The organism is Altererythrobacter sp. CAU 1778 (genome assembly GCF_054482795.1).
The window spans coordinates 1,506,646-1,531,697 of sequence record NZ_JBTLRP010000001.1; the positions used below are offsets into that span (position 1 = coordinate 1,506,646).

The 25,052-nt window shown below is 62.7% G+C and carries 26 protein-coding genes and 1 tRNA gene; 15 read left to right on the plus strand and 12 right to left on the minus strand.

Annotated features, from left to right (window positions below; all coding sequences use genetic code 11):
- The first annotated feature begins 42 nt into the window (after positions 1 to 42).
- Positions 43 to 1,680, plus strand: a complete 1,638-nt coding sequence (locus ACXYN8_RS07125; RefSeq protein WP_458888646.1) for a CTP synthase — start codon at positions 43 to 45, stop codon at positions 1,678 to 1,680.
- A 210-nt stretch (positions 1,681 to 1,890) separates the two neighbouring features.
- Here ACXYN8_RS07125 and ACXYN8_RS07130 read toward each other — a convergent pair whose 3' ends face one another.
- Positions 1,891 to 2,379, minus strand: a complete 489-nt coding sequence (locus tag ACXYN8_RS07130; protein WP_458888647.1) for an Hsp20 family protein — start codon at positions 2,377 to 2,379, stop codon at positions 1,891 to 1,893.
- 178 nt (positions 2,380 to 2,557) lie between these two features.
- On the opposite strand from ACXYN8_RS07130, the gene grxC reads away from it, so the two are divergent.
- The 5 genes from grxC (at position 2,558) to ACXYN8_RS07155 (ending at position 4,830) form a co-directional block, all read left to right on the plus strand.
- Positions 2,558 to 2,821, plus strand: a complete 264-nt coding sequence (gene grxC, locus ACXYN8_RS07135) for a glutaredoxin 3 (protein ID WP_458888648.1) — start codon at positions 2,558 to 2,560, stop codon at positions 2,819 to 2,821.
- A gap of 26 nt (positions 2,822 to 2,847) precedes the next feature.
- Positions 2,848 to 3,648: a carbon-nitrogen hydrolase family protein gene (locus ACXYN8_RS07140; protein ID WP_458888649.1), complete on the plus strand. Its 801-nt coding sequence runs from the start codon at positions 2,848 to 2,850 to the stop codon at positions 3,646 to 3,648.
- Positions 3,645 to 4,109, plus strand: coding sequence for a DUF1178 family protein (locus tag ACXYN8_RS07145; RefSeq protein WP_458888650.1), 465 nt, complete (start codon positions 3,645 to 3,647; stop codon positions 4,107 to 4,109). Before ACXYN8_RS07140 ends, ACXYN8_RS07145 begins: the two co-directional genes overlap by 4 nt.
- 38 nt (positions 4,110 to 4,147) lie before the next feature.
- A tRNA-Arg gene (locus ACXYN8_RS07150) sits at positions 4,148 to 4,224 on the plus strand.
- 69 nt (positions 4,225 to 4,293) lie between these two features.
- A complete protein-coding gene (locus tag ACXYN8_RS07155; RefSeq protein ID WP_458888651.1) occupies positions 4,294 to 4,830 on the plus strand; it encodes a PilZ domain-containing protein in 537 nt (178 codons plus the stop codon).
- Between the two features lie 12 nt (positions 4,831 to 4,842).
- Here ACXYN8_RS07155 and hppD read toward each other — a convergent pair whose 3' ends face one another.
- Positions 4,843 to 5,940 carry a 4-hydroxyphenylpyruvate dioxygenase gene (hppD, locus tag ACXYN8_RS07160; protein WP_458888652.1) on the minus strand — a complete coding sequence of 366 codons (1,098 nt, stop codon included), beginning with the start codon at positions 5,938 to 5,940 and terminating at the stop codon, positions 4,843 to 4,845.
- Positions 5,941 to 6,081: 141 nt separating this feature from the next.
- Between hppD and ACXYN8_RS07165 the strand changes: the two genes are divergently transcribed.
- The 3 genes from ACXYN8_RS07165 (at position 6,082) to ACXYN8_RS07175 (ending at position 8,978) form a co-directional block, all read left to right on the plus strand.
- Entirely contained in the window at positions 6,082 to 6,405 is a 324-nt protein-coding gene (locus ACXYN8_RS07165) for an FtsB family cell division protein (RefSeq protein ID WP_458888653.1), read from the plus strand.
- 120 nt (positions 6,406 to 6,525) lie between these two features.
- Positions 6,526 to 7,593 carry a pyruvate dehydrogenase (acetyl-transferring) E1 component subunit alpha gene (gene pdhA / locus ACXYN8_RS07170; RefSeq protein ID WP_458888654.1) on the plus strand — a complete coding sequence of 356 codons (1,068 nt, stop codon included), beginning with the start codon at positions 6,526 to 6,528 and terminating at the stop codon, positions 7,591 to 7,593.
- Complete coding sequence (locus ACXYN8_RS07175) at positions 7,593 to 8,978, plus strand: pyruvate dehydrogenase complex E1 component subunit beta (RefSeq protein WP_458888655.1); 1,386 nt, start codon at positions 7,593 to 7,595, stop codon at positions 8,976 to 8,978. Before pdhA ends, ACXYN8_RS07175 begins: the two co-directional genes overlap by 1 nt.
- Positions 8,979 to 8,987: 9 nt before the next feature.
- Here the strand turns inward: ACXYN8_RS07175 and ACXYN8_RS07180 are convergent, their stop codons facing one another.
- Genes ACXYN8_RS07180 through ACXYN8_RS07190 form a run of 3 tightly spaced genes read right to left on the minus strand, consistent with a single transcriptional unit; the run spans position 8,988 to position 12,162 of the window.
- Entirely contained in the window at positions 8,988 to 9,668 is a 681-nt protein-coding gene (locus ACXYN8_RS07180; protein WP_458888656.1) for a TadE/TadG family type IV pilus assembly protein, read from the minus strand.
- Positions 9,668 to 10,249, minus strand: a complete 582-nt coding sequence (locus tag ACXYN8_RS07185) for a TadE/TadG family type IV pilus assembly protein (RefSeq protein WP_458888657.1) — start codon at positions 10,247 to 10,249, stop codon at positions 9,668 to 9,670. Before ACXYN8_RS07185 ends, ACXYN8_RS07180 begins: the two co-directional genes overlap by 1 nt.
- The gene (locus ACXYN8_RS07190; RefSeq protein ID WP_458888658.1) at positions 10,249 to 12,162 is read right to left on the minus strand and encodes a TadE/TadG family type IV pilus assembly protein; all 1,914 of its coding nucleotides are present in this window, start codon (positions 12,160 to 12,162) and stop codon (positions 10,249 to 10,251) included. Before ACXYN8_RS07190 ends, ACXYN8_RS07185 begins: the two co-directional genes overlap by 1 nt.
- Before the next feature lie 89 nt (positions 12,163 to 12,251).
- Here ACXYN8_RS07190 and ACXYN8_RS07195 point away from each other — a divergent pair, with 89 nt between their 5' ends.
- On the plus strand, positions 12,252 to 12,911 hold the full coding sequence (locus ACXYN8_RS07195; protein ID WP_458888659.1) for a squalene/phytoene synthase family protein: 660 nt from the start codon (positions 12,252 to 12,254) through the stop codon (positions 12,909 to 12,911).
- 26 nt (positions 12,912 to 12,937) lie between these two features.
- On the plus strand, positions 12,938 to 13,411 hold the full coding sequence (locus ACXYN8_RS07200; protein ID WP_458888660.1) for an EF-hand domain-containing protein: 474 nt from the start codon (positions 12,938 to 12,940) through the stop codon (positions 13,409 to 13,411).
- Between the two features lie 15 nt (positions 13,412 to 13,426).
- Here ACXYN8_RS07200 and trmFO read toward each other — a convergent pair whose 3' ends face one another.
- A complete protein-coding gene (trmFO, locus tag ACXYN8_RS07205) occupies positions 13,427 to 14,809 on the minus strand; it encodes a methylenetetrahydrofolate--tRNA-(uracil(54)-C(5))-methyltransferase (FADH(2)-oxidizing) TrmFO (protein WP_458888661.1) in 1,383 nt (460 codons plus the stop codon).
- A 66-nt stretch (positions 14,810 to 14,875) separates the two neighbouring features.
- Between trmFO and ACXYN8_RS07210 the strand changes: the two genes are divergently transcribed.
- Positions 14,876 to 15,514, plus strand: a complete 639-nt coding sequence (locus ACXYN8_RS07210) for a lysoplasmalogenase family protein (RefSeq protein ID WP_458888662.1) — start codon at positions 14,876 to 14,878, stop codon at positions 15,512 to 15,514.
- Here the strand turns inward: ACXYN8_RS07210 and gyrA are convergent.
- Positions 15,511 to 18,351, minus strand: coding sequence for a DNA gyrase subunit A (gene gyrA / locus ACXYN8_RS07215; RefSeq protein WP_458888663.1), 2,841 nt, complete (start codon positions 18,349 to 18,351; stop codon positions 15,511 to 15,513). The two genes, ACXYN8_RS07210 and gyrA, sit on opposite strands and share 4 nt — an antisense overlap.
- A gap of 292 nt (positions 18,352 to 18,643) precedes the next feature.
- On the opposite strand from gyrA, the gene ACXYN8_RS07220 reads away from it, so the two are divergent.
- On the plus strand, positions 18,644 to 19,939 hold the full coding sequence (locus ACXYN8_RS07220) for a hypothetical protein (RefSeq protein WP_458888664.1): 1,296 nt from the start codon (positions 18,644 to 18,646) through the stop codon (positions 19,937 to 19,939).
- 84 nt (positions 19,940 to 20,023) lie between these two features.
- On the opposite strand, the gene ACXYN8_RS07225 is transcribed toward ACXYN8_RS07220, so the two are convergent.
- Both ACXYN8_RS07225 and ACXYN8_RS07230 read right to left on the minus strand, forming a co-directional pair.
- On the minus strand, positions 20,024 to 20,749 hold the full coding sequence (locus tag ACXYN8_RS07225) for an NYN domain-containing protein (protein ID WP_458888665.1): 726 nt from the start codon (positions 20,747 to 20,749) through the stop codon (positions 20,024 to 20,026).
- Between the two features lie 37 nt (positions 20,750 to 20,786).
- Entirely contained in the window at positions 20,787 to 21,440 is a 654-nt protein-coding gene (locus ACXYN8_RS07230) for a carbonic anhydrase (protein ID WP_458888666.1), read from the minus strand.
- 59 nt (positions 21,441 to 21,499) lie between these two features.
- On the opposite strand from ACXYN8_RS07230, the gene lipA reads away from it, so the two are divergent.
- The gene (gene lipA / locus ACXYN8_RS07235) at positions 21,500 to 22,438 is read left to right on the plus strand and encodes a lipoyl synthase (RefSeq protein ID WP_458888667.1); all 939 of its coding nucleotides are present in this window, start codon (positions 21,500 to 21,502) and stop codon (positions 22,436 to 22,438) included.
- Positions 22,438 to 22,899, plus strand: a complete 462-nt coding sequence (locus ACXYN8_RS07240; RefSeq protein ID WP_458888668.1) for a type II toxin-antitoxin system RatA family toxin — start codon at positions 22,438 to 22,440, stop codon at positions 22,897 to 22,899. Before lipA ends, ACXYN8_RS07240 begins: the two co-directional genes overlap by 1 nt.
- Here the strand turns inward: ACXYN8_RS07240 and ACXYN8_RS07245 are convergent.
- The 3 genes from ACXYN8_RS07245 to ACXYN8_RS07255 are packed head-to-tail and all read right to left on the minus strand — an operon-like array spanning position 22,860 to position 25,040.
- Entirely contained in the window at positions 22,860 to 23,360 is a 501-nt protein-coding gene (locus ACXYN8_RS07245; protein ID WP_458888669.1) for a CinA family protein, read from the minus strand. The genes ACXYN8_RS07240 and ACXYN8_RS07245 overlap by 40 nt on opposite strands.
- Positions 23,357 to 23,893: a hypothetical protein gene (locus ACXYN8_RS07250; RefSeq protein ID WP_458888670.1), complete on the minus strand. Its 537-nt coding sequence runs from the start codon at positions 23,891 to 23,893 to the stop codon at positions 23,357 to 23,359. Before ACXYN8_RS07250 ends, ACXYN8_RS07245 begins: the two co-directional genes overlap by 4 nt.
- Before the next feature lie 4 nt (positions 23,894 to 23,897).
- A complete protein-coding gene (locus ACXYN8_RS07255; protein ID WP_458888671.1) occupies positions 23,898 to 25,040 on the minus strand; it encodes a bifunctional 2-C-methyl-D-erythritol 4-phosphate cytidylyltransferase/2-C-methyl-D-erythritol 2,4-cyclodiphosphate synthase in 1,143 nt (380 codons plus the stop codon).
- Positions 25,041 to 25,052: the final 12 nt, after the last annotated feature.

The following is a 25,052-nucleotide window of genomic DNA, read 5'->3' on the forward strand; positions in this document are numbered from 1 at the left end:
CGCTTGCGCCGAATCCATCGCGACGCTTAAGGCCCGACTCCCATGGCGCGGTTCATTTTTATCACCGGCGGCGTGGTCTCCTCGCTCGGAAAAGGTCTCATGGCGGCGAGCCTCGGCGCTCTGCTGCAGGCACGCGGCTTCAAGGTCCGCATTCGCAAGTTCGATCCCTACCTGAATGTCGATCCAGGCACGATGAGCCCGTACCAGCACGGCGAGGTCTATGTCACCGACGACGGGGCGGAGACCGACCTCGATCTCGGCCATTACGAACGCTTTACCGGCGTCTCGGCGCATCAGGGCGACAACATCACCAGCGGACGGGTCTACCAGCAGATTATCGCGAAGGAGCGCCGCGGCGACTACCTCGGCGCGACGGTCCAGGTGATCCCCCACGTGACGGATGCGATCAAGGAATTCGCGCTGGCCGACCAGGGCGATCACGATTTCATCCTGTGCGAGATCGGCGGGACGGTCGGCGACATCGAATCATTGCCGTTCATGGAGGCGATCCGCCAGCTCCGTAACGAGCTTGATCCCGACCAGACGGTCAGCGTCCACGTCACTTTGGTGCCATACATCGCGGCCGCGGGCGAACTGAAGACCAAGCCGACCCAGCACTCGGTACGCGAACTTGCTGCGCTCGGCATCAAGCCGGACGTGCTGCTGTGCCGGTGCGAGCACCCTCTGCCGGAGAGCGACCGGCGCAAGATCGCACAGTTCTGCAACGTGCGGACAGAGGCCGTCATTCCCGCGCTCGACGCGAAATCGATCTACTCCGTACCGCTGCAATATCATGGCGAGGGTCTGGACCGGCAGGTGCTGGCTGCCTTCGGGATCCATGATGCTGCCGAACCCGATCTCTCCCGCTGGTACGACATCGTCGACCGCAAGGAGAACTACGAAGGCGAGGTCACGATCGGCGTCGTCGGCAAGTACGTCGGCCTGCCGGACGCCTACAAGTCGCTGAACGAAGCGCTGGTCCATGGCGGCATGGCGAACCGGGTGAAGGTCAATATCCGCTGGATCGACGCCGAACTGTTCGAAGAAGATGATGACAGCATCGCCGCCAAGCTCGAACCGATGCACGCCATTCTCGTGCCCGGCGGCTTCGGGGAACGCGGTTCCGAAGGCAAGATTGCCAGCGTCCGCTTCGCTCGCGAGCGCAAGGTGCCGTTTCTCGGCATCTGCTTGGGGATGCAGATGGCCTGCATCGAAGGCGCACGAAACACCGCTGCGATCTCCGGCGCGTCCTCGACCGAATTCGGCCACACCGACGAGCCTGTCGTGGGCATCATCACCGAATGGATGAGCAAGGAAGGCTTGCAGCAGCGCTCGGCCGAGACCGATCTTGGCGGCACCATGCGATTGGGCTCCTATGAAGCAAAGCTCGCGGGCAATAGCCACGTCTCGCGCATCTATGGTGGGGCGGAGAGTATTTCGGAACGTCACCGTCACCGTTACGAAGTGAACTCGGCCTACATCGCACCTTTGGAAAAAGGCGGACTGGTGTTCTCGGGAATGTCGCCGGACGGCCTGCTGCCGGAAATCGTCGAGCGGCCGGATCACCCCTGGTTCGTCGGCGTGCAGTTCCATCCCGAACTCAAGAGCAAGCCGTTCGAACCGCACCCGCTCTTCGCCGGGTTCATAGCCGCTGCGCTGGAACAATCGCGTCTGGTCTGAGGCCAGGTTTATCGGATTGCGGGCGTCCGACGCAAAGACGGTCGCACTCCTAACATTTATCAGCTAGGTAGCCGCCAACGGTTTTCTCCGGGGACGGTGGTCTACTGCGACCCAGATCACCATTTTCGGGGAAAACGGTGCTTCATGCACCGGGGGGCGGCCCCATCCTAGAACGGGACCGCCCCCAAATTTTCAGAACATTGGCCTGGCTCAGGCCGCCTTCGTCGCAGCCTCGCCATCGCTCTCAGCGTCGTTCCTGTGCGACAGCTCGACGGTCTGCTGACCGTTGATGCCGATCTTCTTCGGCTTCATCGCATCGGGAATTTCGCGGAGCAGGTCGATCACCAGCAAGCCATCGCGCAGGTCAGCCTTCTCGACCCGCACATAGTCGGCCAGTTCGAAACGACGCTCGAACCCGCGGTTGGCGATGCCGACGTGGAGCATTTCGCCCTCGGCGCTATCATCGCGCTTGCGACCCTGCACGGTGAGCAGGTTCTGCTGCGCCGTGATGTCGAGATCGGCGGAGGTGAAGCCTGCAACCGCCAGCGTGATGCGGTAGCTGTCTTCGCCGAAACGCTCGATATTGAAGGGGGGGTAATTGTCGCCGCCATTCTGGCGCGCCGATGTTTCGAGCAGGTCGAACAGGCGATCGAAGCCGACGGTGGAGCGACGGTAGGGAGTGAAATCAAAACGATTCATCGGAGCAAATCCTCTGCTGAGCAATTTGGTACATATCGGACCCGGTCGTTCCGGCGTCCGGCGGTGACATCTTGCCCGAACCTTTCGGCGCATGACGTCGCCACCTAGATATGTTAGCCACATGGCAATTCAAGAGGGTGCATATTGCGCCTCTGCAACTGAAATAACGGGATAAAACGTGACCGAACCCAAGATCGAAATCTACACCAAATTCGGCTGCGGCTTCTGCTTCCGGGCCAAGGCGCTGCTTGACGGCAAGGGCGTGACTTACGAGGAATACGACATCACGATGGGCGGCCCGAAGCGCGAAGAGATGCTCTCGCGCAACCCCAACGCGCGCACCGTTCCGCAGATCTTCATCGATGACACGCTGGTAGGCGGTTCCGACGATCTTGCCGCGCTGGAGCGTGCTGGAAAGCTCGACGCGATGCTCGGGCAGTAAACACCATGCGTATTGCGCTGCTTCAGATGACGTCCGGGACCGACCCGCAGGCAAACGCGCGCACGATTGCCGATGCCATCGCGGCTGCGGCAGAGGGCGGGGCGGAGATACTGTTCACGCCGGAGATGTCTGGGCTGCTCGACCGGGACAGGGGCAGGGCCGCAAGCCGCATCGTCTCCGAAGACGAGGACGTGGTGCTCGCGGCCGCGCGATCGGCAGCCGCAGCCGCTGGCATCACGGTCGCGCTTGGATCGCTCGCAATTGCAAGCGATGGCGGATGGGCCAACCGCAGCTTCCTGATTGGGCCCGGCGGAGAAATCACGGCCCGCTACGACAAGATCCACATGTTCGACGTCTCGCTCGCCAACGGAGAAAGCTGGCGGGAATCGGCAGCCTATACCGCTGGGAAGGACGTCGTTACCGCGCAGACCCCACTTGGGAAATTGGGCCTCGCCATATGTTACGACGTACGCTTTCCGGCGCTGTTCGAAGAGCTGGGACGGGCCAGATGTGACGCCATTGCGGTCCCGGCCGCTTTTACCGTTCTGACCGGCAAGGCACATTGGCACCTGATGCTGCGCGCCCGCGCGGTGGAGGCGAGCGCCTTTGTCATCGCTGCCGCCCAGGTGGGCGAGCACGAAGACGGGCGTAGAACCTACGGCCATTCGCTGGTCGTGGACCCGTGGGGCGAAGTCCTGCTCGACATGGGGGGCGAAAAGGCAGGGCTGGCGTTCTGCGAACTCGATCTCGACCGTATCGACGAAGTGCGCCGACAATTGCCCAGCCTTGCGAACCGGCGCGAAGTGCCTAAATCCGCCCGCCCATGATTATCTTCGACCTGCAATGTCCGCACGGCCATCGGTTCGAGGGCTGGTTCGGCTCATCGTCCGACTTCGAAAGCCAGCTGGAAGCCAACATGGTGTCCTGTCCGACTTGCGGCGACACGCAGGTCGGCAAAGCGCCGATGGCCCCCGCAGTGCCGGCGAAATCCAATTCAAGAGCGACGGTCGCTTCGCAGGACAGCACCGGGTTGGCTGGCGGCGTGTTGCCCGCTCAAATCAAGGAAGCTCTTAGCGCCCTCGCGAAGGCGCAGGCCGAAGCGCTCAAGACCTCGGAGTACGTCGGCGAACGATTCGCGGAGGAATCGCGCGCCATTCACTACGGGGAACGAGATGGCGCCGCCATTCACGGCAGGGCGAGCGCCGAAGAGGCGCGCGACCTGATCGAAGAGGGGATTTCCGTCCTCCCGCTTCTCACGCCCTTCGCCCCGCCGGAAGACATCAACTGATTGCCAGCGGCACGGGGATTGCCTAGTCCGCCTTCGGCGCGCCCGTAGCTCAGCAGGATAGAGCACCAGATTCCTAATCTGGGGGCCACAGGTTCGAATCCTGTCGGGCGCACCAACAAAGTAAGTGTTCCTACGGAAGCGCGTGGCCGCGCCTTGTTGACCGGTGCCGCGGACAATGCTCCGCATGACGCACAAGCAGCGAGAGGCGAGGGTTCCGGTGTCGGTTTCCGCACGCCTCAACTTCGGTGCCGACTGGACCGACGTTCACATCCGCAACGTTTCGTCCCGCGGTCTGATGGCCCACACGCCAACACCACCACGGCGTGGAGACTACGTCGAGATCCGGCGCGGGCCGATGGTTATCGTCGGTCGGGTCGCGTGGTCGGGCGACGATCGCTTCGGCATCGTCAGCCAGGACACCATCGATCTGAACGAACTGAAGGAGCCGGGCCGCATCGCGAAGCGGCCCGACGGAGACCGTCGCCGCACCGCACGCGGCGTCGAGAAATACGGTGCGCCCACGCGGCGCTCGTTCGCCGAGGCCGCGGAATCAAGCAGGCGCATCAGCCGCGCGCTGGACTTCGCATTCATGGCAAGCGCGACCGTGATGCTCGGCATGGCCGCCGCGCACTTCGCCTACGAAACGCTGGCGAAGCCCATGGACCAGGTCACGGCGACGCTGTCCTCCGCCAATCTGGCGCAGGCGAACCTGCGCGACTGAAGCCGCAGCGTCTTACGCCGGATCGACCTCGAGCACGCCGCGCTGAATCTGGTCGCGCTCCATGCTTTCGAACAGGGCCTTGAAGTTGCCTTCTCCGAAGCCGTCATCGCCCTTGCGCTGGATGAATTCGAAGAACACCGGCCCGACCTGTGCCTTCGCGAATATCTGTAGCAGCAGACGCGGCTGGCCGCCCTCGGTCGTTCCGTCGAGCAGGATGCCGCGCATCTGCAATTCCTCGGGATTCTCTCCGTGGCCGGGCAGTCGCTCGGGCAGCATTTCATAATAGGCTGCGGGCGGGGCGGTCATGAAGGGGACGCCGAACTCCTTGAGCCGGTCCCAGCAGGCCAGCAGGTCGTCGCAGATCAGGGCGATGTGCTGGATCCCCTCGCCGTTGAATTCCCGCAGGAACTCCTCGATCTGTCCCTTGCCGCCTTCGCCTTCTTCGTTGAGCGGGATGCGAATCTTGCCGTCAGGCGCAGTCAGCGCCTTGGAGGTGAGGCCGGTGTATTCGCCCTTGATGTCGAAGAACCGGATTTCGCGAAAATTGAAGAGCGTTTCGTAATAATCGGCCCAGTACTTCATGCGCCCGGCATAGACGTTGTGCGTGAGGTGATCGATCAGCTTGAAGCCAGCACCTTCCGGATGTTTCTCGACACCCGGGAGATATTCGAAATCGATGTCGTAGATCGACAAGCCATCGCCGTTCTCGTCTTCGTACCGGTCGACAAGATAGAGGATCGCGCCGCCGATGCCGCGGATGGCGGGAATGGCGAGTTCCATCGGTCCGGTCTCGACCTGCACCGGCTCTGCCCCCTGATCCATCAGATGGTCCCAGGCCGCCGATGCGTTCCGCACGCGAAAAGCCATGCCGCAGGCTGAGGGGCCATGCTCGCGGGCGAAGTACCATGCGGCGCTGCGCGGTTGGTAGTTGGCGATCAGATTGATCCCGCCTTGGCGCCAGAGGTGCACATCCTTGCTCCGGTGCGTCGCCACGTGGGTGAAGCCCATGGCTTCGAACACCGGTTCCAACTGACCCTTTTCAGGTGCGCAGAATTCGACGAATTCGAATCCGTCGAGGCCGGCGGGATTTTCGAAAAGGTCGGTGGTCATCGGGGCGATCTCCGCAGAAGCTGGTTTCATTTGCAACTACATAGCGGCCGAAGCGGGAAAATGCAAAGTTTTCGCCGCACAAACAGGCCGCTGTCACACAAACCGCTTGAATCGGGAATTCAACTGTGATTCTGTGGCTTTGTGGCACGGGGCTCATTCATTTTCGGAAAATCGCGCGAACAGCTCGCCCAGACGGGTGCGCTGGCGGGTCTGCTGCTTATGGCGGGGCTGGCTCTTGCTGGTCCGTCTGGCCTGCTCGCGTGGAGCGAAAATGTCGGGCAGCTCGAACGGTACGAAGTCCAGATCGCGAAGTTGCAGAGCGAGCGGAACGATCTTGCCAACCTGGTCGATCGGCTCGATCCGGACGGCGCGGACCCTGACCTGGTCGGGGAACTGCTGCGGCGCAATCTGAACGTCGCGCACCCGGACGAGATTGTCGTTCCGGTCAAGCCTGCGACCAAGTAGGCGGCACCATTCCCAACTCCGGCCATTGCATAGCTATGCGCCTTGCGCGGGTCGCCTGCGCGTCCTAGTGCGAGGATCATCAAGAGCCCTGCTCAAACGCACGCGCGAGAGGATTTCGTCTTGGCGAAAAAGCCGCAAGTACCTGCCACAACTCCCGAGAATGAGGATGATTTCGTCCTCAGCAGCCTGCAGGATGCCCTGGAACAAAAACGGCGCTTCGACGCGTCGGACGACCAGTTGCTCGACTTCTATGAACAGATGCTACTCATCCGCCGGTTCGAAGAACGTGCAGGCCAGCTTTACGGTCTCGGCCTGATCGGCGGCTTCTGCCACCTCTACATCGGTCAGGAGGCCGTCGCCGTCGGAATCCAATCCGCTCTCGAAGAGGGCAAGGACAGCGTCATCACCGGCTATCGCGACCACGGCCACATGCTCGCCTATGGAATCGATCCGAAGGTCATCATGGCGGAGCTGACCGGTCGCCAGGCGGGGATTTCCAAGGGCAAGGGCGGTTCGATGCACATGTTCTCGACCGAACACGCTTTCTACGGCGGCCACGGTATCGTCGGCGCGCAGGTGGCGCTCGGCGGTGGCCTCGCGCTTGCACACCAGTATCGCGGCGACGGCGGCGTGTGCATTGCCTATTTCGGCGATGGCGCAGCCAACCAGGGGCAGGTCTACGAGACCTTCAACATGGCCTCGCTCTGGAACCTGCCGATCATCTTCGTGGTCGAGGACAACCAGTACGCCATGGGCACCGCCACCAAGCGGTCGAGCGCGGAGACCCGCTTCTACCGGCGCGGCACCGCGTTCCGTATCCCCGGCATGGAAGTGAACGGCATGGACGTTCTCGAAGTGCGCCAAGCGACCGAAATCGCGCTCGAGCATGTGCGGGGCGGCAACGGGCCGGTGCTGATGGAATGCAACACCTATCGCTATCGCGGACACTCCATGTCCGACCCGGCGAAATATCGCACACGCGAGGAAGTGCAGGACCAGCGGGAGCATAACGATCCCATCGAACGCGCAAAGAACGAACTGGTCGAACGTGGCCGGAGCGAGGACGATCTGAAAGCCATCGACAAGCGCATCCGCGCACAGGTTTCCGAAGCGGCCGATTTTGCCGAGAATTCGCCGGAGCCAGAGGCCAGCGAACTCCACACCGACATTCTGGTGGAGAGCTACTGATGGCTGTCGAACTGAAGATGCCCGCACTTTCTCCCACCATGGAGGAAGGTACGCTCGCCAAGTGGCTGAAGCAGGAAGGCGACGAAATCGTTGCCGGCGACATCATCGCGGAGATCGAGACCGACAAGGCGACGATGGAATTCGAGGCGGTCGATGAAGGCACGCTTGGCAAGATCCTGATCCCGGAAGGGACCGAGGGCGTGAAGGTCGGGACCGTCATCGCGATGCTGGCGGGCGAGGGCGAAGATGCCTCCGCGATCAAGACACCGGCCGCCACCAAGGACGTCGAAGACACGCCGGGCGAAGGCAAGGATGTGGGACGCGACCAGAGTGAGGCGCAGATCACCAAGCCGGCGAAGGTGGAGCCCCGGCAGGATCCGGAAATCCCCGTTGGCACCAACATGGTCAACCTGACCGTGCGCGAGGCGCTGCGCGACGGCATGGCCGAAGAAATGCGGCGCGACGACCGCGTCTTCGTGATGGGCGAAGAAGTTGCCGAGTATCAGGGCGCCTACAAGGTGACCCAAGGCCTGCTTGACGAATTCGGGCCCAAGCGCGTCATTGATACGCCGATCACCGAATACGGATTTGCCGGTATCGGTGCGGGCGCCGCGATGGGCGGCCTGCGCCCGATCGTCGAATTCATGACGTTCAATTTCGCCATGCAGGCGATCGACCACATCATCAACTCGGCGGCGAAGACGAATTACATGAGCGGCGGCCAGATGCGTTGCCCGGTCGTATTCCGCGGTCCCAACGGCGCAGCCAGCCGCGTCGGCGCGCAGCACAGCCAGAACTATGGCCCGTGGTACGCCAGCGTCCCCGGGCTGATCGTGATCGCGCCCTACGATGCGCAGGATGCCAAGGGCCTCATGAAAGCCGCCATCCGTTGCGAAGATCCTGTTGTCTTCCTCGAGAACGAGCTGGTCTACGGACGCAGCTTCGAAGTCGCGCAGCTCGACGACCACGTTCTGCCGATCGGCAAGGCGCGGATCATGCGCGAAGGCAGCGATGTCACCATCGTCGCCTACTCGATCGCAGTCGGACTTGCGCTGGAAGCTGCCGAGGAACTGGCAGGCGAGGGTATCGATGCCGAAGTTATCGATCTTCGCACGCTGCGCCCGCTCGACAAGCAAGCTATTCTCGACAGTCTCGCCAAGACAAACCGCCTCATCATTGCGGAAGAGGGCTGGCCGACCTGCTCGATCGCGTCGGAAGTGATGGCGATCTGTATGGAAGATGGCTTCGACCACCTCGACGCCCCGGTTCTTCGCGTCTGCGATGAGGACGTTCCGCTGCCCTATGCGGCAAACCTCGAAAAGCTCGCGCTGATCGACAGCGCTCGCATCGTCGCCGCAGCGAAGAAGGTCTGTTACCGGGACTGAGCCTACGGCTCAGCCCGCTATCGGGCCGATACCTTCGAACTGGGAACAGCCGGCCACCGGATCGGGATTTCCGGGGGCGCGCTGCATGATGCCGGACAGGTCACGATCGTCACGGACCATAAAAGCCGAATTGGCATGCATGGTCTTGCTCGTCATGAATACGTCGGTGATCAGCGGCTGGTATTCGTAGGCAACCTCGACGAATACGACTGCGCCGCCTTTGGGCGCGCGGACTTCCTCTCCTGCCGGCCCCATGCCGGCAATCCCGCTGCCGTAGCCGTCGCCTTCTAGGCCGTAGCTCGACGTCCACGACAGCTTACCGGCGCAGCGCTGCCAGTGTATCCACTGCTGGTCATCCGTGCCGGGAACGACTTCCAGGCTGCTGACGATAACGCGCCCATGCTTGTACAATTCGAGCGAGGCGCCCGCGTGGAGATGCGCACCGTAGAGCAGATCGTTGAGGTCGGATTCGTAGATTCTGCGGTTCTGCAAGGTGGAGGTGTCGCCGATGCGCGAGGCATTGTCCGCCGCCTGCATAGCGGCCTGGCTCATCCGCATCTTGACCACCGCCATGTTGGCCGTCTCCAACCCGTAGAGCCCGGCGACGAGCACGAATGGCGCTGACAGCGCGAACTCCGTCATCGCGACCGCGCGCGTGTCGCTCCAGAGCCTGCGAAGCGCGCTCAGCATCAGCAGTTCCCGGTGGTGGCCCGGTCGGGCTGGAGCGTGAACGGCTGGTTGCGAAGCACGGTGGTTGCCGAGGTTGAGAACTCGGGCGAAATCCCGATGAGCCCTGCCAGCGGGAAGGCCCGCGCGTAGCTCATGCTGGCGGTATAGAGCACGGCCTCCCGTGCGTCGCCATTGCCCGCTGTACCGCGATCGTCATCCCAATAGCCATTGCCGTTGGCATCTTCGAACGGTTCGCCATCGTCGCAGGAACCGTTGCCGTTGACGTCGTCGTAATCTTCGGCCCGTGCGACGTCGATGAAGCTGCCGTAGGAGCGGCGCGTGAAGGTGACGTTCGCGCGCGGAACGATCGAATGAACCTGGCCGCGCACGCGGTTATCGAGCGCCAGCGCGGTCGCTCCCTCGATCGTTGCATCGCGCGCCGCCTGCTGCATCGCTCCCTGCAGAACCGATTTGGCGTACATGTTGTAGCCGAGGTCGAAGATGCCCATCAGCATGATGAGGAGCACGGGCGCGATCAGCGCGAACTCCGTAATGGTCACGCCGCGCTCATCGCGCAGCAGGCTTCCGAGGCGTGCGGCCATCAGTTGGAGATCCGCAAGTCGCCGAGTGTCTTCGCAATGTCGGTAAAGACATTGGACAGCTCGGCCGAGTTTCGCGCTTCGAAATAGCGCCCGGGCCCGGCACATTCGGTCATGTAGCTGTTCACCAACGTGCCGAACGCGATGACCCACACGGTGACGTTCTGCTTCTTCGCTTCCTTGCAGGCGAACAGGAACCGTTCGTTCACGGTCTGCTTCAGCGACATCGATGCGCCCGTCGTCCAGCGACGCTGATCGAGCGGTTCGACGCCATAAGCGGAGTAGGACAGGTCGTAGGGCTCAGTCTGGCCATCGGTAAGGAAAATCAGGTGCCGGCTGGTGGGGCGCGCCGGTTCGTCCGCGTTCTCTTCAGCGAACAGACCATTGGGCGAAATCAGCCGGGCGCCCCACAACATACCCACATCGTGATAGGTCGCGCCGACCGGCGAAAGCGTCGCGAGGTAGCTGTCGATATCTGTCGCGCTCATTTCGGCCAGATTACGCGCGGGGGCTGGGCAGGCCGACCACCAGACATTCCCGGTGTCGAGATACTGATCCGTGGTAACTACCGGCTTCACGGACCACGAACCGTTGGACCACCAGTCGAACGCCCGCGCGTAAATCATCCCCGGATAGCGCGGCCGCCACTGCGTTGCGCTGTCGGTCGGGGTAGGAACGAGATTGATGTCGAGATCGGGATTGTCGGCAAGATCGACGGCCGAATAGTCGGAGATGAAGGTGCTGCCGCGTTCCTCCATGCATCCGCCAGTCTCTGCGCGCCAATTGGATACGTCCCGTGTAACCGGCTGGTACCGCCACTGCCGGATAACCTCCGGGATCGGCTCGACCTCTTCGTAGGACTGGACATAATTTGTATCGGTGGAGCTCTGCACTTCGCACGTCGTCCCGGTAACGATCGCACGCCATCGAGTGCCGTTGTGGGTCTTGTGGAATTCCGTGATATAAAGGACCGCAGGCGGATCCGACCGCTGCTCCTGCCAGGTTCTCCCGGTCGGAGCGGTGCTCGTCACCCAGCTCCCCGCGGGCAGAGGCTGATTGCAGGAGTAGTAGCCCTGCTGGTCGGAACTGGCAGGCTCGTTCCAGGTCGCGGGATAAGAGGTCGACGTCACCCAGTCGGTTCGCGTGCCGGAAACGAATTTCCAGTTGCGAGTGTATTTGCTTCCCGGCGGAGCGGGCTTCGTGCCGGCATCGGTGCGGGACTGATAGGTCCATTCATCGACAACCCAGTCGTCCTGCAACAGGTGGCCGATGTTCACATTGGTCGAATAGGGGACGAAGCCGTATCGCACCCGCGTGCCCGGGCTCTTCGAACCATCGATCTGAGCGTGAAAGTTACGAACGACGAAGCGCAGGGAGTCGAGCCGCGACTGGCTGTCGCCAGCGTTCGTGTGGCGCATCGACCCCGTGACGTCGAGCACCATCATCAGGTCCATGTTGGTGAAATTCAGCTGCGCCTGGCAGGCGACCGCGATCGGCATGTTGTCGTAGCCGAATATGCCCATCAGCGTCGTCGGCAGATCGGCGCTTGCGGTCCCGGAGATAGCGTAATTATCCTCAAGCGTCATCTGGAAGCTGTCACTGGTGGTGCCGTAGATGCCATCGCGAAAGTTGAGATCGAAGAAGCTCTGCCCGACCGTCACGACGGAACCTGGCACGTCGCCGGTCACCACGACGTCGGAGCCCAGTTCCTTGCGTGCCGCGAGAACGCCGGCATCGCACGCCTGCTGCAAGCGCGATTCGGCGAGGTAACCGCGGCTGATGTCGACGCCGCCGCCGATCATTGCGATCAAAGGCAGCAGCGCTGCCGCGACCAGCATGATCGTATTGCCGCCCGTGTCGCGCGCAAGATTGCGCAGAAAGCCGCCACGGCGACAGTCGGAGGACCCATCGATCATGGTCTTGCCTTACCGGCACGGGGTAAGGGCTTGCCTTCGCAAGATGGTTAATTTGTTCACAATGTTTGGTGCTTCTGGCCTAGGGCGGAATGGTGAATACGATCCCCGAAGACGAAGATCTGACCGCTGCGCAGCAGGTTGCGCTCGCCCATTCGCCGGCAGACGTTGCGCGAATGCTGGCACCGGTCTTCGCCCTGGACCGACGGTGCGCGCGGATCGTCGGAGGCACGAGCGAGCCGGCGCTATCCCAAATCCGCCTCGCGTGGTGGCGTGAACGGTTGGCCGAGCCGGTGTCCGTGCGCCCGAAAGGCGATGTTGTTCTCGATTCCCTGTCGCGCTGGTCGGGGTTGGAAGCAGGATTTATCGCCATGGTCGAAGCCTGGGAAATGTTGCTGGCAGATCAGCTCTCTCCCGTCGAAGTCGCGGAATATTGCGAGGGCAGGGCAGCACCAGTTCGACAGTGGTGCCATGCTGCGGGGCTGGACGCGCACGCGGGTGACGCAGCGGCCTGTATTTCACTTTGGTCGTGTGCCGATCTTGCTGCCCACCTTGGCGAGGGCGAAGAAAAGCGAACCGTCTTGGCATCCGGCAAGGCCAGACCTTCTCCCATGCTGCTGCCGAAAAGGCTTCGCGGTATCGCTATCCTGGGGGAGTTGGGACGTCGCGCCCTTGCCCGTGGAGGCGACGTGCCAATGAGCACCCGCGGCGACGCGCTTGCCGTCTTGCGAATGTCACTACTCGGTCGCTAGGGTGCTGCGATGGACAGCATGACCAAATGAACCGCATCCTGCTCGGAGCGATCCTCGCGCTATTTGCTGCGGGCATCGGAATGTTCTGGTGGCAAGGCGTCGCGCAGGTGGAAGAGAGCGCTCCGCCACCTCCGCAAACCGCTCCCGACAACCCCGTCGATCCCGATACGCTACCCCAAGCCAGCGATGCCGATCTGCTCGGTGAAGGGCCAGCGCCACCCGAGGCGACCGAACTCACCAAGGAACAACGGCGCTTCTTCCGCTACGACCGCAACCGGGATTTGCGGATCACGCGCAACGAGATGCTGTCCACTCGCAGCGCTGCCTTCCGCAAGCTCGACAAGGATGGCAACAACCTGCTGACCTTCGAGGAATGGGCAGTTACGACGGTGGACAAGTTCGAAGGCGCTGACGCCAATCGCGATCGTGAGCTGACCCAGCGCGAATTCGCGGCGACTGCGCCCAAGCCTTCGCCTCGCAAGCCGGCCTGCCGCTGCTGACTGCCGAACCCCCGCTCAGGCGGGCACAGCTTCGCGCTGGTCGAGCCACGCCCCGAAGTCGGCCTTCCCTCGGCTTGTATAGGCTTCCTTGCGGGCCTTCTTCTTCACCTCGTGAAGCGGGTCGAACAGGCCGAAATTGACATTCATCGGCTGGAAGTTCTCCGCCTCGGCATCGCCGGTGATGTGTGCCAGCAGTGCGCCCATCGCGGTTGAGCGGGGCGGGTTGCTCCAATCCTCGCCCGCCAGTTCGCTTGCCGTCATCATTCCGGCCAGCAAGCCGACAGCTGCGCTTTCGACATAACCCTCGCAGCCGGTAATCTGCCCGGCGAAGCGGATATGCGGCGCGCTCTGCAGGCGCAATTGACGGTCCAGCAGCGTGGGAGAGTTGATGAAGGTGTTGCGGTGCAGCCCGCCGAGCCGCGCGAACTCCGCATTCTCCAGGCCGGGTATCGTGCGGAACAGCTCTACCTGCGCGGCATATTTCAGCTTGGTCTGAAAGCCGACCATGTTCCACAATGTGCCGATGGCGTTGTCCTGCCGCAGCTGGACCACGGCATAGGGCCAGCGACCCTGCGGATGCTCCTCCGTGGTGTCATAGGGATTGTCGAGCCCGACGCCCTTCATCGGGCCGTAGCGCAAGGTCTCGACCCCGCGCGACGCCATGACCTCGATCGGCATGCAGCCATCGAAGTAAGGCGTGTCCTTCTCCCACTCGCGAAACTCTGTCTTCTCGCCATCCATCAGACCCTGGTGAAAGGCGAGATACTGGTCCTTCGTCATCGGGCAGTTGATGTAATCGCCGTCTTCGTTCGAGGCTTCGGTGCGCTTGTTCCAGCGCGACTGCACCCAGCATTTGGTCATGTCGATGCTGTCGCGGTGGATGATCGGGGCGATCGCATCGAAGAAAGCGAGGCGGTCCTGACCCGTTGCGCCCACGATGCTTTCGGCCAACGATTGCGCTGTCAGAGGGCCGGTGGCGACGATTGTCAGGCCGCTGTCGGGCAACCTGTCCACCTTTTCGCGCACGACGGTAAGATTGGGATGTTCGTCCAGCCGCCGCTGGACCTCTGCGGAGAACACGTCCCGATCTACGGCAAGTGCGGAGCCTGCCGGCACCTGGGCTTTCGCTGCCGCCGCCATGACGATGGAATCGCAACGCCGCATTTCGTGGTGCAGCAAACCAACCGCATTGCGTTCGTCATCATCGGAGCGGAAGCTGTTGGAGCAGACCAGTTCCGCCAGACCGTCCGTCTGGTGGGCAGGGGTCATCTCGCCGCTGCCCCGCATCTCCGACAGGCGGACTTTCACGCCGCGCCGGGCGAGCTGCCACGCCGCCTCGCTTCCGCCGAGGCCGCCGCCGATGATGTGGACGTCGTGGGTCTTCGTATCGCTGTTCATGAGCGCGCACCTACCGCTTGCGCCCGGTAGTGTTCAAGGCCAAGCTCGTGCACGAAAGGGGCAAAGATGCCGAAACTTGCGCTGGCCGAGCATCGGCCCTGGTTGCTGGCGAGCCTCGCCACGGCAATCCTGTTCTATGTCCTGTCCGGCAGCAAGGTTCCGGAGCTCTACGTCGCCGCTTTGAAGCTCTTTCCGGTCGGCCTCCTCGCTGTGTACGCATTGGCACGGCATGGCAGTGCCGATGCGCGCCTGCTGGCGCTGGTCATGGCACTTTCCGCTGTGGGCGACATGACGCTGGAATTCTTCACGACCGCGGGCGGTGCGTTCTTCTTCGCATCCCACCTCGCCGCCATTTCGCTCTATCTGCGGAACCACCGCGATGTGCTCACAGGAAGCCAGAAGTCGGCCGGCGTGGCCCTGTTGATCGGCACGCCAGTCAGTGGCTGGCTTTTCACCAATGAAGCATCCACCGCCGTTTACGCGCTGGCGCTGGGCGGAATGGCGTGCGCAGCGTGGCTGAGCCGTTTTCCCCGCTACCGGGTCGGCGTAGGGGCAGTCCTGTTCGTCGCGTCCGATATCCTGATCTTCGCCCGCCTGGGCGGCCAGGTCGAAATCATCGCAAACTGGCTGGTCTGGCCGCTGTATTACGGCGGCCAGTTCCTGATCGCGACCGGCGTCATTCAGACGCTGCGGCGACGGGCCTAGCCGCCCGGCTCATCCTCGATATTGCGGCCGCTGTGCATCGTCGTGTGCGGAGCGGTCGGATTGACGCTGCCGCCGTGCGAGGCGATTTCGTCGGCGACCATTTCTTCCGCCTCGTTCTCCGGTTCCTCGGTTTCGTCGATCAACGCGGCACCGACGATATGCTCGCCCTTGCCGACGTTAAAGATGCGCACACCTGAGGATGTGCGACCCGACACGGAGTATCCTTCATGCATTTCGAACCCGCCGGGCACGAGGTGACGGAAGTTGATCGGCAGGCGGATCAGCTTGGCCTGGTCGGTCACCAGCATCAGCTGCGAACCGTGCCGGACCGGGAAGCTCGCCACCACAGGGCCGTTGCGGTCGGGATTGCTCGTGGGCTCGCCGATATTGGTCAGCCCCTGGCCGCCGCGCCCGATGGTGCGATATTCGTAGGCCGACGATATCTTGCCGTAACCGTTCGCAGTCAGCGTGAGGATGAATTCCTCGCCATCCGCCATTTCCGCCGCCTTCTCGTCGTCCAGCGTGCCTTCGGCATCGTTGTTCTTCCAGTCGGCGGCGCGCAGGTAAGCGTCGCGCACCTCGGTGTCGCGTTCGCCCGCATCGAGCACGGCCATGGAGACGACCTTCGCCCCGTCCTTCAGCGTCATGCCGCGAACGCCGATGCCGGTTCGGCTCTTGGTTTCGCGCGCGTCCGTGGCGGCGAAGCGAATGGCCTTGCCTGAATCGGATGCGAGGAAGATTTCCTGATCCTCATTCAGCAGTTCGACGCCGATCAGTCTGTCTCCCGACCCTTCGACGAAACCCATCGCGTACTTGCCCGCAGTCGGCACGTTCGTGAAAGCGTCCATCGAATTGCGGCGGACCATGCCCTGTTCGGTCGCGAAGACGATATTGAGCGAAGCCCAGTCGTTCTCGTCTTCCGGCAGAGCGAGGACGTTGGTCACCCGTTCGTCTTCGCCAAGCGGCAGGAGGTTCACCATCGGGCGCCCCTTGGTCTGCGGGCCGCCTTCGGGCAGCTTCCACACCTTCAGACGATAGACGCGACCGGTGTTGGTGAAGAACAGCACCGGATTGTGGGTGGAGGTGACGAACATCTCCACCACGGCATCCTCGTCCTTCGTCGCCATGCCGCTGCGGCCCTTGCCGCCGCGGGCCTGCGCGCGGAACGTGCCGAGCGGGGTGCGCTTGATGTAGCCGCCGTGGGTCACCGTCACGACCATTTCGTCGCGTTCGATCAGATCCTCGTCATCGATCCCGTCCCATGCGGGCGCGATCTCGGAAATGCGGGGCGTCGCGTACTGCTCGCGGATTTCGATAAGCTCGTCACGCATGACGCCATAGAGCTTCGCGCGGTCCGCGAGGATGGAAAGATATTCGGCGATAGCGTCGGCCAGTTCCTTCAGTTCGTCGCCGATCTCGTCGCGGCCCATTGCCGTAAGGCTCTGCAGGCGCAGGGCGAGGATCGCCTTCACCTGTCGTTCGGACAGGCGATAGGTGCCGCCCTCCTGTTCCTCGCTTGGCTCGATGGCTTCGACCAAGGCGATGTATTGCGCGATGTCGCCGATCGGCCACTGCTTCGTGCGCAGCTTCTCGCGCGCGATCTGCGGATTGGAAGAGCCGCGGATCATCGCGACGACTTCGTCGAGGTTGGACACAGCGACGACGAGGCCGAGCAAGATGTGCGCCCTGTCGCGCGCCTTGTTCAGTTCGAACTTGGTGCGGCGGGTAATCACCTGCTCGCGGAATCTGACGAACGCCTGGATGATGTCGCGAAGGGTCAGCACCTCAGGGCGGCCACCGCGGATCGCGAGCATATTGGCAGGGAAGCTCGCCTGCGCGGGCGTGTGGCGCCAGATCTGGTTGAGAACCACTTCCGGGGTCGCATCGCGTTTCAGGTCGACGACAACGCGCACGCCTTCGCGGCTCGATTCGTCGCGGATGTCGGCGACGCCTTCGATCCGCTTTTCCTTCGCGGCATCGGCAATCTTCTCGACCAGGCCGGACTTGCCGACCTGATAGGGGATCGATGTGAAAACGATCGACTTTCGATCGTTGCGACCGGTTTCGACTTCGTGCCGCGCGCGCATCAGGATGGAGCCGCGACCGGTGGTGTAGGCTGCTTTCGCGCCCGATTTGCCGAGGATCAGCGGTGCGGTGGGAAAATCCGGGCCGGGTATGATCTCGAACAGGTCTTCCGAAGTGATCGTCGGATCGTCCAGATAGGCAAGACAGCCGTCGATCACTTCACCCAGATTGTGCGGCGGAATGTTCGTCGCCATCCCGACCGCGATTCCGCCTGCGCCATTGACCAGCAGGTTGGGGAACCGCGCGGGCAGGACCGTCGGTTCCTTGCGCGAACCGTCGTAGTTTTCGGTGAAGTCGACCGTATCTTTGTCGAGATCGTCGAGCAGGCTGTTGGCGACTTTCGCCAGACGCGCTTCGGTGTAGCGCATCGAGGCTGGCGGATCGGGGTCCATCGAACCGAAGTTGCCCTGACCGTCGATAAGCGGCACGCGCAGCGACCAGTCCTGCGTCATGCGGGCGAGCGCGTCGTAGATCGCGGAATCGCCATGCGGGTGATAGTTACCCATGACGTCGCCGACGATCTTGGCGCTCTTGCGATACGGGCGCCCGGCGACGAAACCGCCTTCCTGGCTGGCATAAAGAATACGGCGGTGAACCGGCTTCAGCCCGTCGCGCACGTCGGGCAGCGCGCGACTGACGATCACGCTCATCGCGTAATCGAGGTAGCTCGCCTTCATCTCGTCGACGATGTCGATGCGTTCGACGTCGCCCGAGGGGACGGGGGGATCAAGCGGGTATGTTTCGTCGGTCACTTAGGTTTTCGCCGGTCAGCTTTCGCGATCAGTAATTCCGCGAGCGGGAACCCTAGGGCAGGGGGGCGGGAACCGCCAGTTTTCCCGAGGATGGATGGCCCCGTTTCGCCCGGTTTTCCACACATCTAACCCGTGAGGGTGGCTGCGTGGCTGAGCGCAAGCTGATGGTCCCATTCAAAGCGCATTAAGCCGCGAATCCCCATAACCGATTTGCAAATCGAAGGGCGCTCGCGCATGAGTGACAGCAATCTCGCAGCGCTTATTATACCGACATAACAGGAGAGTTTCCCCAATGGCTGCAGCTACCACTACCTCGCCCGTCAAGCGTCGCCTGATCGGCAGCAAGCTGGCGCTTGCCATTGCGCTTGCCAGCGGCACCGTGCTCGGCGCGACTGCGCTTGAAGCGCCTGCTTTCGCGCAGAAGAAAAAGAACGATAAGGCGCCGAAGGCTGACTATTCCGAAGCGTTCATCACTGCGTACAAGCCTCTGTCAGACCAGCTGGGCGTGGAAGGTGCCGATCAGGCAGCGCTGAAGGCCGCCATCCCCGGCCTGGTTGCTGCATCCAGCACGGCCGACGACAAGATGGCTACCGGCAATTTCATCCTGCAGGTCGGCAACAAGAACAACGACGCCGCCTTGCAGAGGCAGGGCCTCGACATGATGCTCGACAGCGGCAAGGTGGCGGCAGCCGATCTCGCCCGGCTGACGGCGATTGCGGGGCAACTCGCCTACAATGCCGGCGATTACGCCGCAGCGCGGACCCGCATGGAATCGGCCATCGCCGCTGGCTATTCCGAAAACGATCCGGAAGCCCTGATCGCGGAAAGCTACTTCAAGGAAGGGCAGCACGCGGCCGGCCTCGACTATCTGGACAAGGCAATCGCGACGCGTGTCGCTGCCGGCCAGCCGGTCAAGATCGACTGGATCAAGCGCGGACTCGCCATTGCCTACACCAACAATCAGCCGACCTACGCGAACAAGTACGCCACCATGTATGTGGAAAATCAGCCCGGTGCCGAAAGCTGGAACGACGCGATCGCCATCGCGCTGAACACCAACAAGTACGAACCGGCCGAAGTTCTGGACCTCCTGCGTCTCGCTCGCGCTACGAAGGTGCTCAAGAAGCCGACCTACATGGAATACATCGAATCGGCGGACGCGCGCCGGATGCCTGGCGAAGTTCTGGCGATCATCGACGAAGGGTACGCCTCGGGCGAACTCGACCGCACGGACCCTTACGTGAAGGAAAACCGCGCGATGGCAGAACGCCAGATCGCAGCGGACAAGGCCGACCTCCCGTCGCTCGAACGCGATGCGATGGGCGGTTCGGCGCAGCTTCGCACAGTCATGGCGGCAGGCGACGCGTTCCTGAACTACGGACAGTACGCCAAGGCCGAAGCGCTTTACAGCAAGGCGCTGGGCATGCCGGGCGTGAACACCGCGACGGCGCTGACCCGCCTCGGCATTACGCAGCAGGCGCAGGGCAAGACCACCGAAGCGGCTGCGACCTTTGCGAAGGTTGAAGGTGCACGGCAAGCGATCGCCCGACTGTGGGGCGTTTACGCAGCACAGCAGGCTGGTTCGTAAGCCTTCAACTTAAGCGAAAATTCGGGGCGCGGATGGCGAAAGCTGTCCGCGCCCTTTTCGTTGCGCATCAGCTCGTAACGTTTATCAGCGCAGGCGCTTGACCCAGATCGTATTGTCGCGCCGTTCGACCTTGAACTGGTCGATCGCGTCGAACAGGTCGATCAGGCGCTTGAAGCCGTAGTTGCGAATATCGAAGCTGGAACGGTTGCCCGCAATCTGGCCGACTTCGCCCATCTGCGCGTATCCATCATCGTCGCGCTTCGCCGCTTTCCATGCGGTGCCGAGCAATTCGACCAATTCCTCATCGATCGCGCCCTTGCCGTTCGCGCTCGACTTGCTTGGCGTATCCGCATCGTCAGACGCACCCTTGATCAGCGCGTCGATGTCGATGAAACGGGTGCAGGCGCTCTTGAACGCTGCCGGGGTCTTGGACGTGCTGCCGAAGCCGTAGACGATGAGCCCGTCCTGCCGTAGCCGGGTGACCAGCGGGGTGAAGTCGCTGTCCGACGACATGATGCCGAACCCATCGACCTTGCCCTGATAAAGCAGGTCAATGGCATCGATCGTCATTGCCATGTCGGTTGCATTCTTGCCCGCGGTAAGGTCGAACTGCTGCTGCGGACGAATGCCGTACTTGTGAGTGATGGTGTCCCAGCGCGCGAGGTTGTTCTTCGCAAAGTTCCCGTAGGCGCGCTTGATGTTCACCTGCCCCAGTTCGGCCATGACCGTCAGCACGGGGTCGATCCCCTTGGGAGAGGTGTTGTCCGCGTCAATCAGCAGGGCGATGTTCTTGAGTTCGGCTTCGGGCATGTGCCGCTACATGGTCGCGTTGGTGCGGGGGCGCAAGTCACTCGACCGGCAGGAAGTCGTCGCTTTCCTCGTCGAGCAAGTGGAGCACGCCGTCCGAGATCGCGAAGAACGAGCCGCGCAGCTTGAGTTCGCCGAGCGACTCCTTCTCCTGCACATAGGGAAATGACCGAAGGTTCTTCAGGCTTTCGCGCACGGCGGCCTGTTCCATCGCGCGCTCGGCTTCGCGCCCCTGCGTGCCGAATTCAGCTGCGATCGGATCGCGCACATGGTCGAGCATCCCGATCCAGCTGGCGACAAAGCCGCCTTCGCCCGGCGCCTGTCCGTGCAAATCCTGCGTCAACGCAGCCTTGCAGCCGCCGCACAGGCCATGACCCATCACGATGATTTCGCGCACTCTCAGGAATTGCACAGCAAATTCCAACGCGGCAGACACACCGTGAAGGCCGGGCGTCGTTTCGTAGGGCGGAACCATGGCTGCGACATTCCGGACCACGAACAGCTCGCCGGGATCGGCGTCGAAGATCTGTGCAGGATCGACACGGCTGTCCGAGCAGGAAATGACCATCACCCGCGGTTCTTGCCCCGTACCCAGCGCAGCCCAGCGTTCGCGCCGCATGTCCCAGTCCTGATTACGGAACCGGCGGTAACCTTCGACGAGGCGGGCGAGATCGATCGTGGGTGTGTTTGCCATGCGCGGGCAGATGCCGCGCGGCATTGCGTCTGGCAAGCCCTGTCACTAAGTGGAGCGGCATGAATGACATGACGGCTATTGCGACCGAAGGCGAACGTCCTCAGCGGCTCAAGAAGCCCGACTGGATCCGCGTGAAAGCGCCGACCAGCGAAGGCTATGCCGAAACGCGCCGGCTGATGCGCGATCTCAACCTCAATACGGTGTGCGAAGAGGCGGCCTGTCCGAATATCGGAGAGTGCTGGACCAAGAAACACGCAACCGTGATGATCCTCGGCGACGTCTGCACCCGCGCCTGCGCGTTCTGCAACGTGAAGACGGGGATGCCGCGCATGGTCGACCCGATGGAGCCGGAGAATACCGCCGTCGCCGCCGCCAAGATGGGGCTGGAACACATCGTCATCACCAGCGTCGATCGGGACGATCTTCCCGACGGCGGGGCGGGGCAGTTCGTAAAGGTGATCGAGGCGCTGCGCCGCAACACGCCGAACACCACCATCGAGATTCTCACGCCCGACTTCCGGGGCAAGATGCGCCCGGCGGTCGAAGCGATCGTCGCGGCGGGGCCGGACGTCTACAATCACAACCTGGAAACCGTGCCGCGTCTTTATCCCACCATTCGCCCCGGCGCGCGCTATTATGCCTCGCTGCGGTTGCTGGAAGAGGTCAAGCGCCACAACCCGATGATCTTCACCAAGTCTGGCATCATGCTGGGCCTGGGAGAGCAGCGGCTGGAAGTTCACCAGGTGATGGACGACATGCGCTGCGCCGACGTCGATTTCATCACGATGGGCCAGTATCTCCAGCCGACGCAGAGGCACGCGAAGGTGGATGAATTCGTCACCCCCAAGGCATTCGACGCCTACGGGGCCATCGCGCGGGCCAAGGGCTTCCTGCAAGTCGCCTCCAGCCCGCTTACCCGATCCAGCTATCACGCTGGAGACGACTTCGCGCAAATGCGCGCCGCGCGCGAAGTGAAGCTGGCCCGCCAGAACGCCTGATGCCCGGAATTCACGAGACCCGTCAGCTGCCCTACAGCTGCGAGCAGATGTTCGACCTCGTCGCTGACGTCGACAGCTATGGCGAGTTTCTGCCGTGGGTCATCGCCACGCGGGTGCGCGAAGACAGCGACACGGAAATGACCGCCGACATGCTGGTCGGGTTCAAGGCGATCCGGGAAAAGTTCACTTCGCGCGTCATCAAGCGGCGACCGGAATTCATCGAAGTCCAGTATGTCGATGGCCCGATGCGTGATCTCGACAATGTCTGGGAGTTTCGTCCTCTGGACGACGGCGGTTGCGAGATCGACTTTCGCGTCGACTTCACCTTCCGCAACAGGATGTTCGAAGCGCTCGCCGGCCAGTATTTCGACCGCGCCTTCCGCAAGATGATGAGCGCCTTCGAGGCTCGCGCGGCAGAGCTTTACGGCAACAGCAGTTCGAGCGCGCAGAGCGTCGCCTGAAACCGGACGCCCGCGCGGTCGTTCTCCTCGAACAGCTTGAGTTCCGCCAACGGCTCTTCCTCGCCGCGAACGGCTTTCGCAAATACGACCGTGCCGACCGGCTTCTGGTCCGTCCCGCCATCCGGACCGGCCACGCCGCTGATCGCCACCGCCACATCGGCATCGGGAGCCTGTTTCAGCGCGCCCTGCGCCATGGCGTAAACGCACGCGATGGAGACCGCACCGAACGTGTCGATGATGTCATCCTTCACCCCGAGTTCGTCGCGCTTGGCACTGTTGGAATAGGTCACGAAACCGCGATCTAGCACGGCCGAACTGCCCGCAATCTCCGTCAGCGCAGCCGCGACGAGGCCGCCGGTGCAGCTCTCCGCAAGCACGATCTTGCGCCCGGCGGCGCGGTTTTCTTCCACCACGCACCTGGCGAGGTCGATGATTTCAGGAGGCAGGAGATCGCGAGTCATTTGGTCTCGGTAGCACAGATTGCCTGACCGCGCGTGCCCGCGATATTGAACACGAAACCGATTAGGGCGCCCGCGTCGCGCGGCTGGAGCTTGTTCACCAGCGACAGGCCACGCTCGATATTGGCGCAATGATTCGGCTGGATTTCCTTGGCGATCATCTGAAGCAGCATGGCATCGACGAAGGGGCGAACGGCCTCGTCGGGCATTTGCGACATCATGCCGGCAATCTGCTGGCCCTCGCTTCGCTTGCTTCCGAGCTTCAGCATCGCGGCTTTTGCATTTGGCCAAACTTCTTCCGTGAGGTCAGCGTAGCGGCTCTTCATGCTATTGGCGCCGGTGGCGAGAAATCCGGATTTCGACAGTCGGGGCGCGCAAGTGTTCTGCGCCGCTTCGATGGCGGAAGGCGCTGCGTAGATCATCGAGTGCGCGACTTCGCGCTCGGTCAGGCAGTTGCTCTGTGCGGCGGCCGTGTTGGCGGCGGTCATGGCGACCAGCGCAGCGGTCGCGGCGGCAATTTTCGTTCGACGGGTCAAATGCTCAATCCTTTGCCTGAAGCAGGGCCACGGCCCGTGCTTCTATTCCTTCGCCGCGCCCGATGAAGCCGAGCCGCTCGGTCGTGGTCGCCTTCACGCTGACGCGCGAGACATCCACTCCAAGCAGTCCCGCGAGCCGTTCGCGCATCGCATCGCGGTGCGGACCGATCTTCGGCGCTTCGCATACGATAGTGAGGTCAACATTACCGACAGCATAACCGGCTTCGTCGGCGAGCTTCACGGCGTGCTCTACGAACTGGCCGGACGCTGCGCCCTTCCAGCGCGCATCGCTTGGCGGAAAATGCTGTCCGATATCGCCCAGTGCCGCTGCGCCGAGGATCGCGTCCACCACAGCATGGAGGCCGACATCGGCATCGCTGTGGCCTGCCAGACCGCGGTCATGTTCGATCTTCACGCCGCAGAGCCACAGTTCCTCGCCATCGGCAAGGCGGTGGACATCGTGGCCGGTCCCGACCCGGAATGGTGACGCGTTCACAAAATCCTCCGCGAATGTAACTTTCGCCATGCTTTCATCGCCGGGTACCAGGGTTACCGTCCCGCCGTTCGCCATGAGAACCTGCGCATCGTCGGCCGCTGTGAGCTCGCCTTGCCAGGCCTCGTGCGCGGCGAGGATGGCGTCGTAACGAAAGGCCTGCGGCGTCTGCACACGCTTCAGGTTGTCGCGATCCGCCTGACCGGCCATTCGCGTGCCGTCTGCGACCGCGATGCTGTCGACGAGGGGAAGGGCGGGGATCGCCCCATCCGCGTCCGCCAGGGCACCAAGCAAACGCTCGACCACTTCTGCCGTAACGACCGGCCGCGCTGCGTCGTGGATGAGGACGAATTTGGCCTCGCCCAGCGCCGCAAGTCCATTGGCGACCGAGGACTGCCGTGTCGGCCCGCCGGTTACGAAAGTCACGTTCGCAATCCCCGCGAGCGCATCTGCCGCTTCCGTTTGCGCACCGGAGGGAATGACAACCACGATCCTCTCCGCCCCCAACCGCTCGAATGCAGCGACGCTATGCCTGACGAGCGGTTGCCCACGATAGGACGCAAATTGCTTCGGCACAGCTTGACCCGCGCGAAGGCCTGCCCCTGCGGCAACCACGACAACGCAAAACGGAGAGAGAAGGGCGGGGGCGGACATAAACTCCCGCGC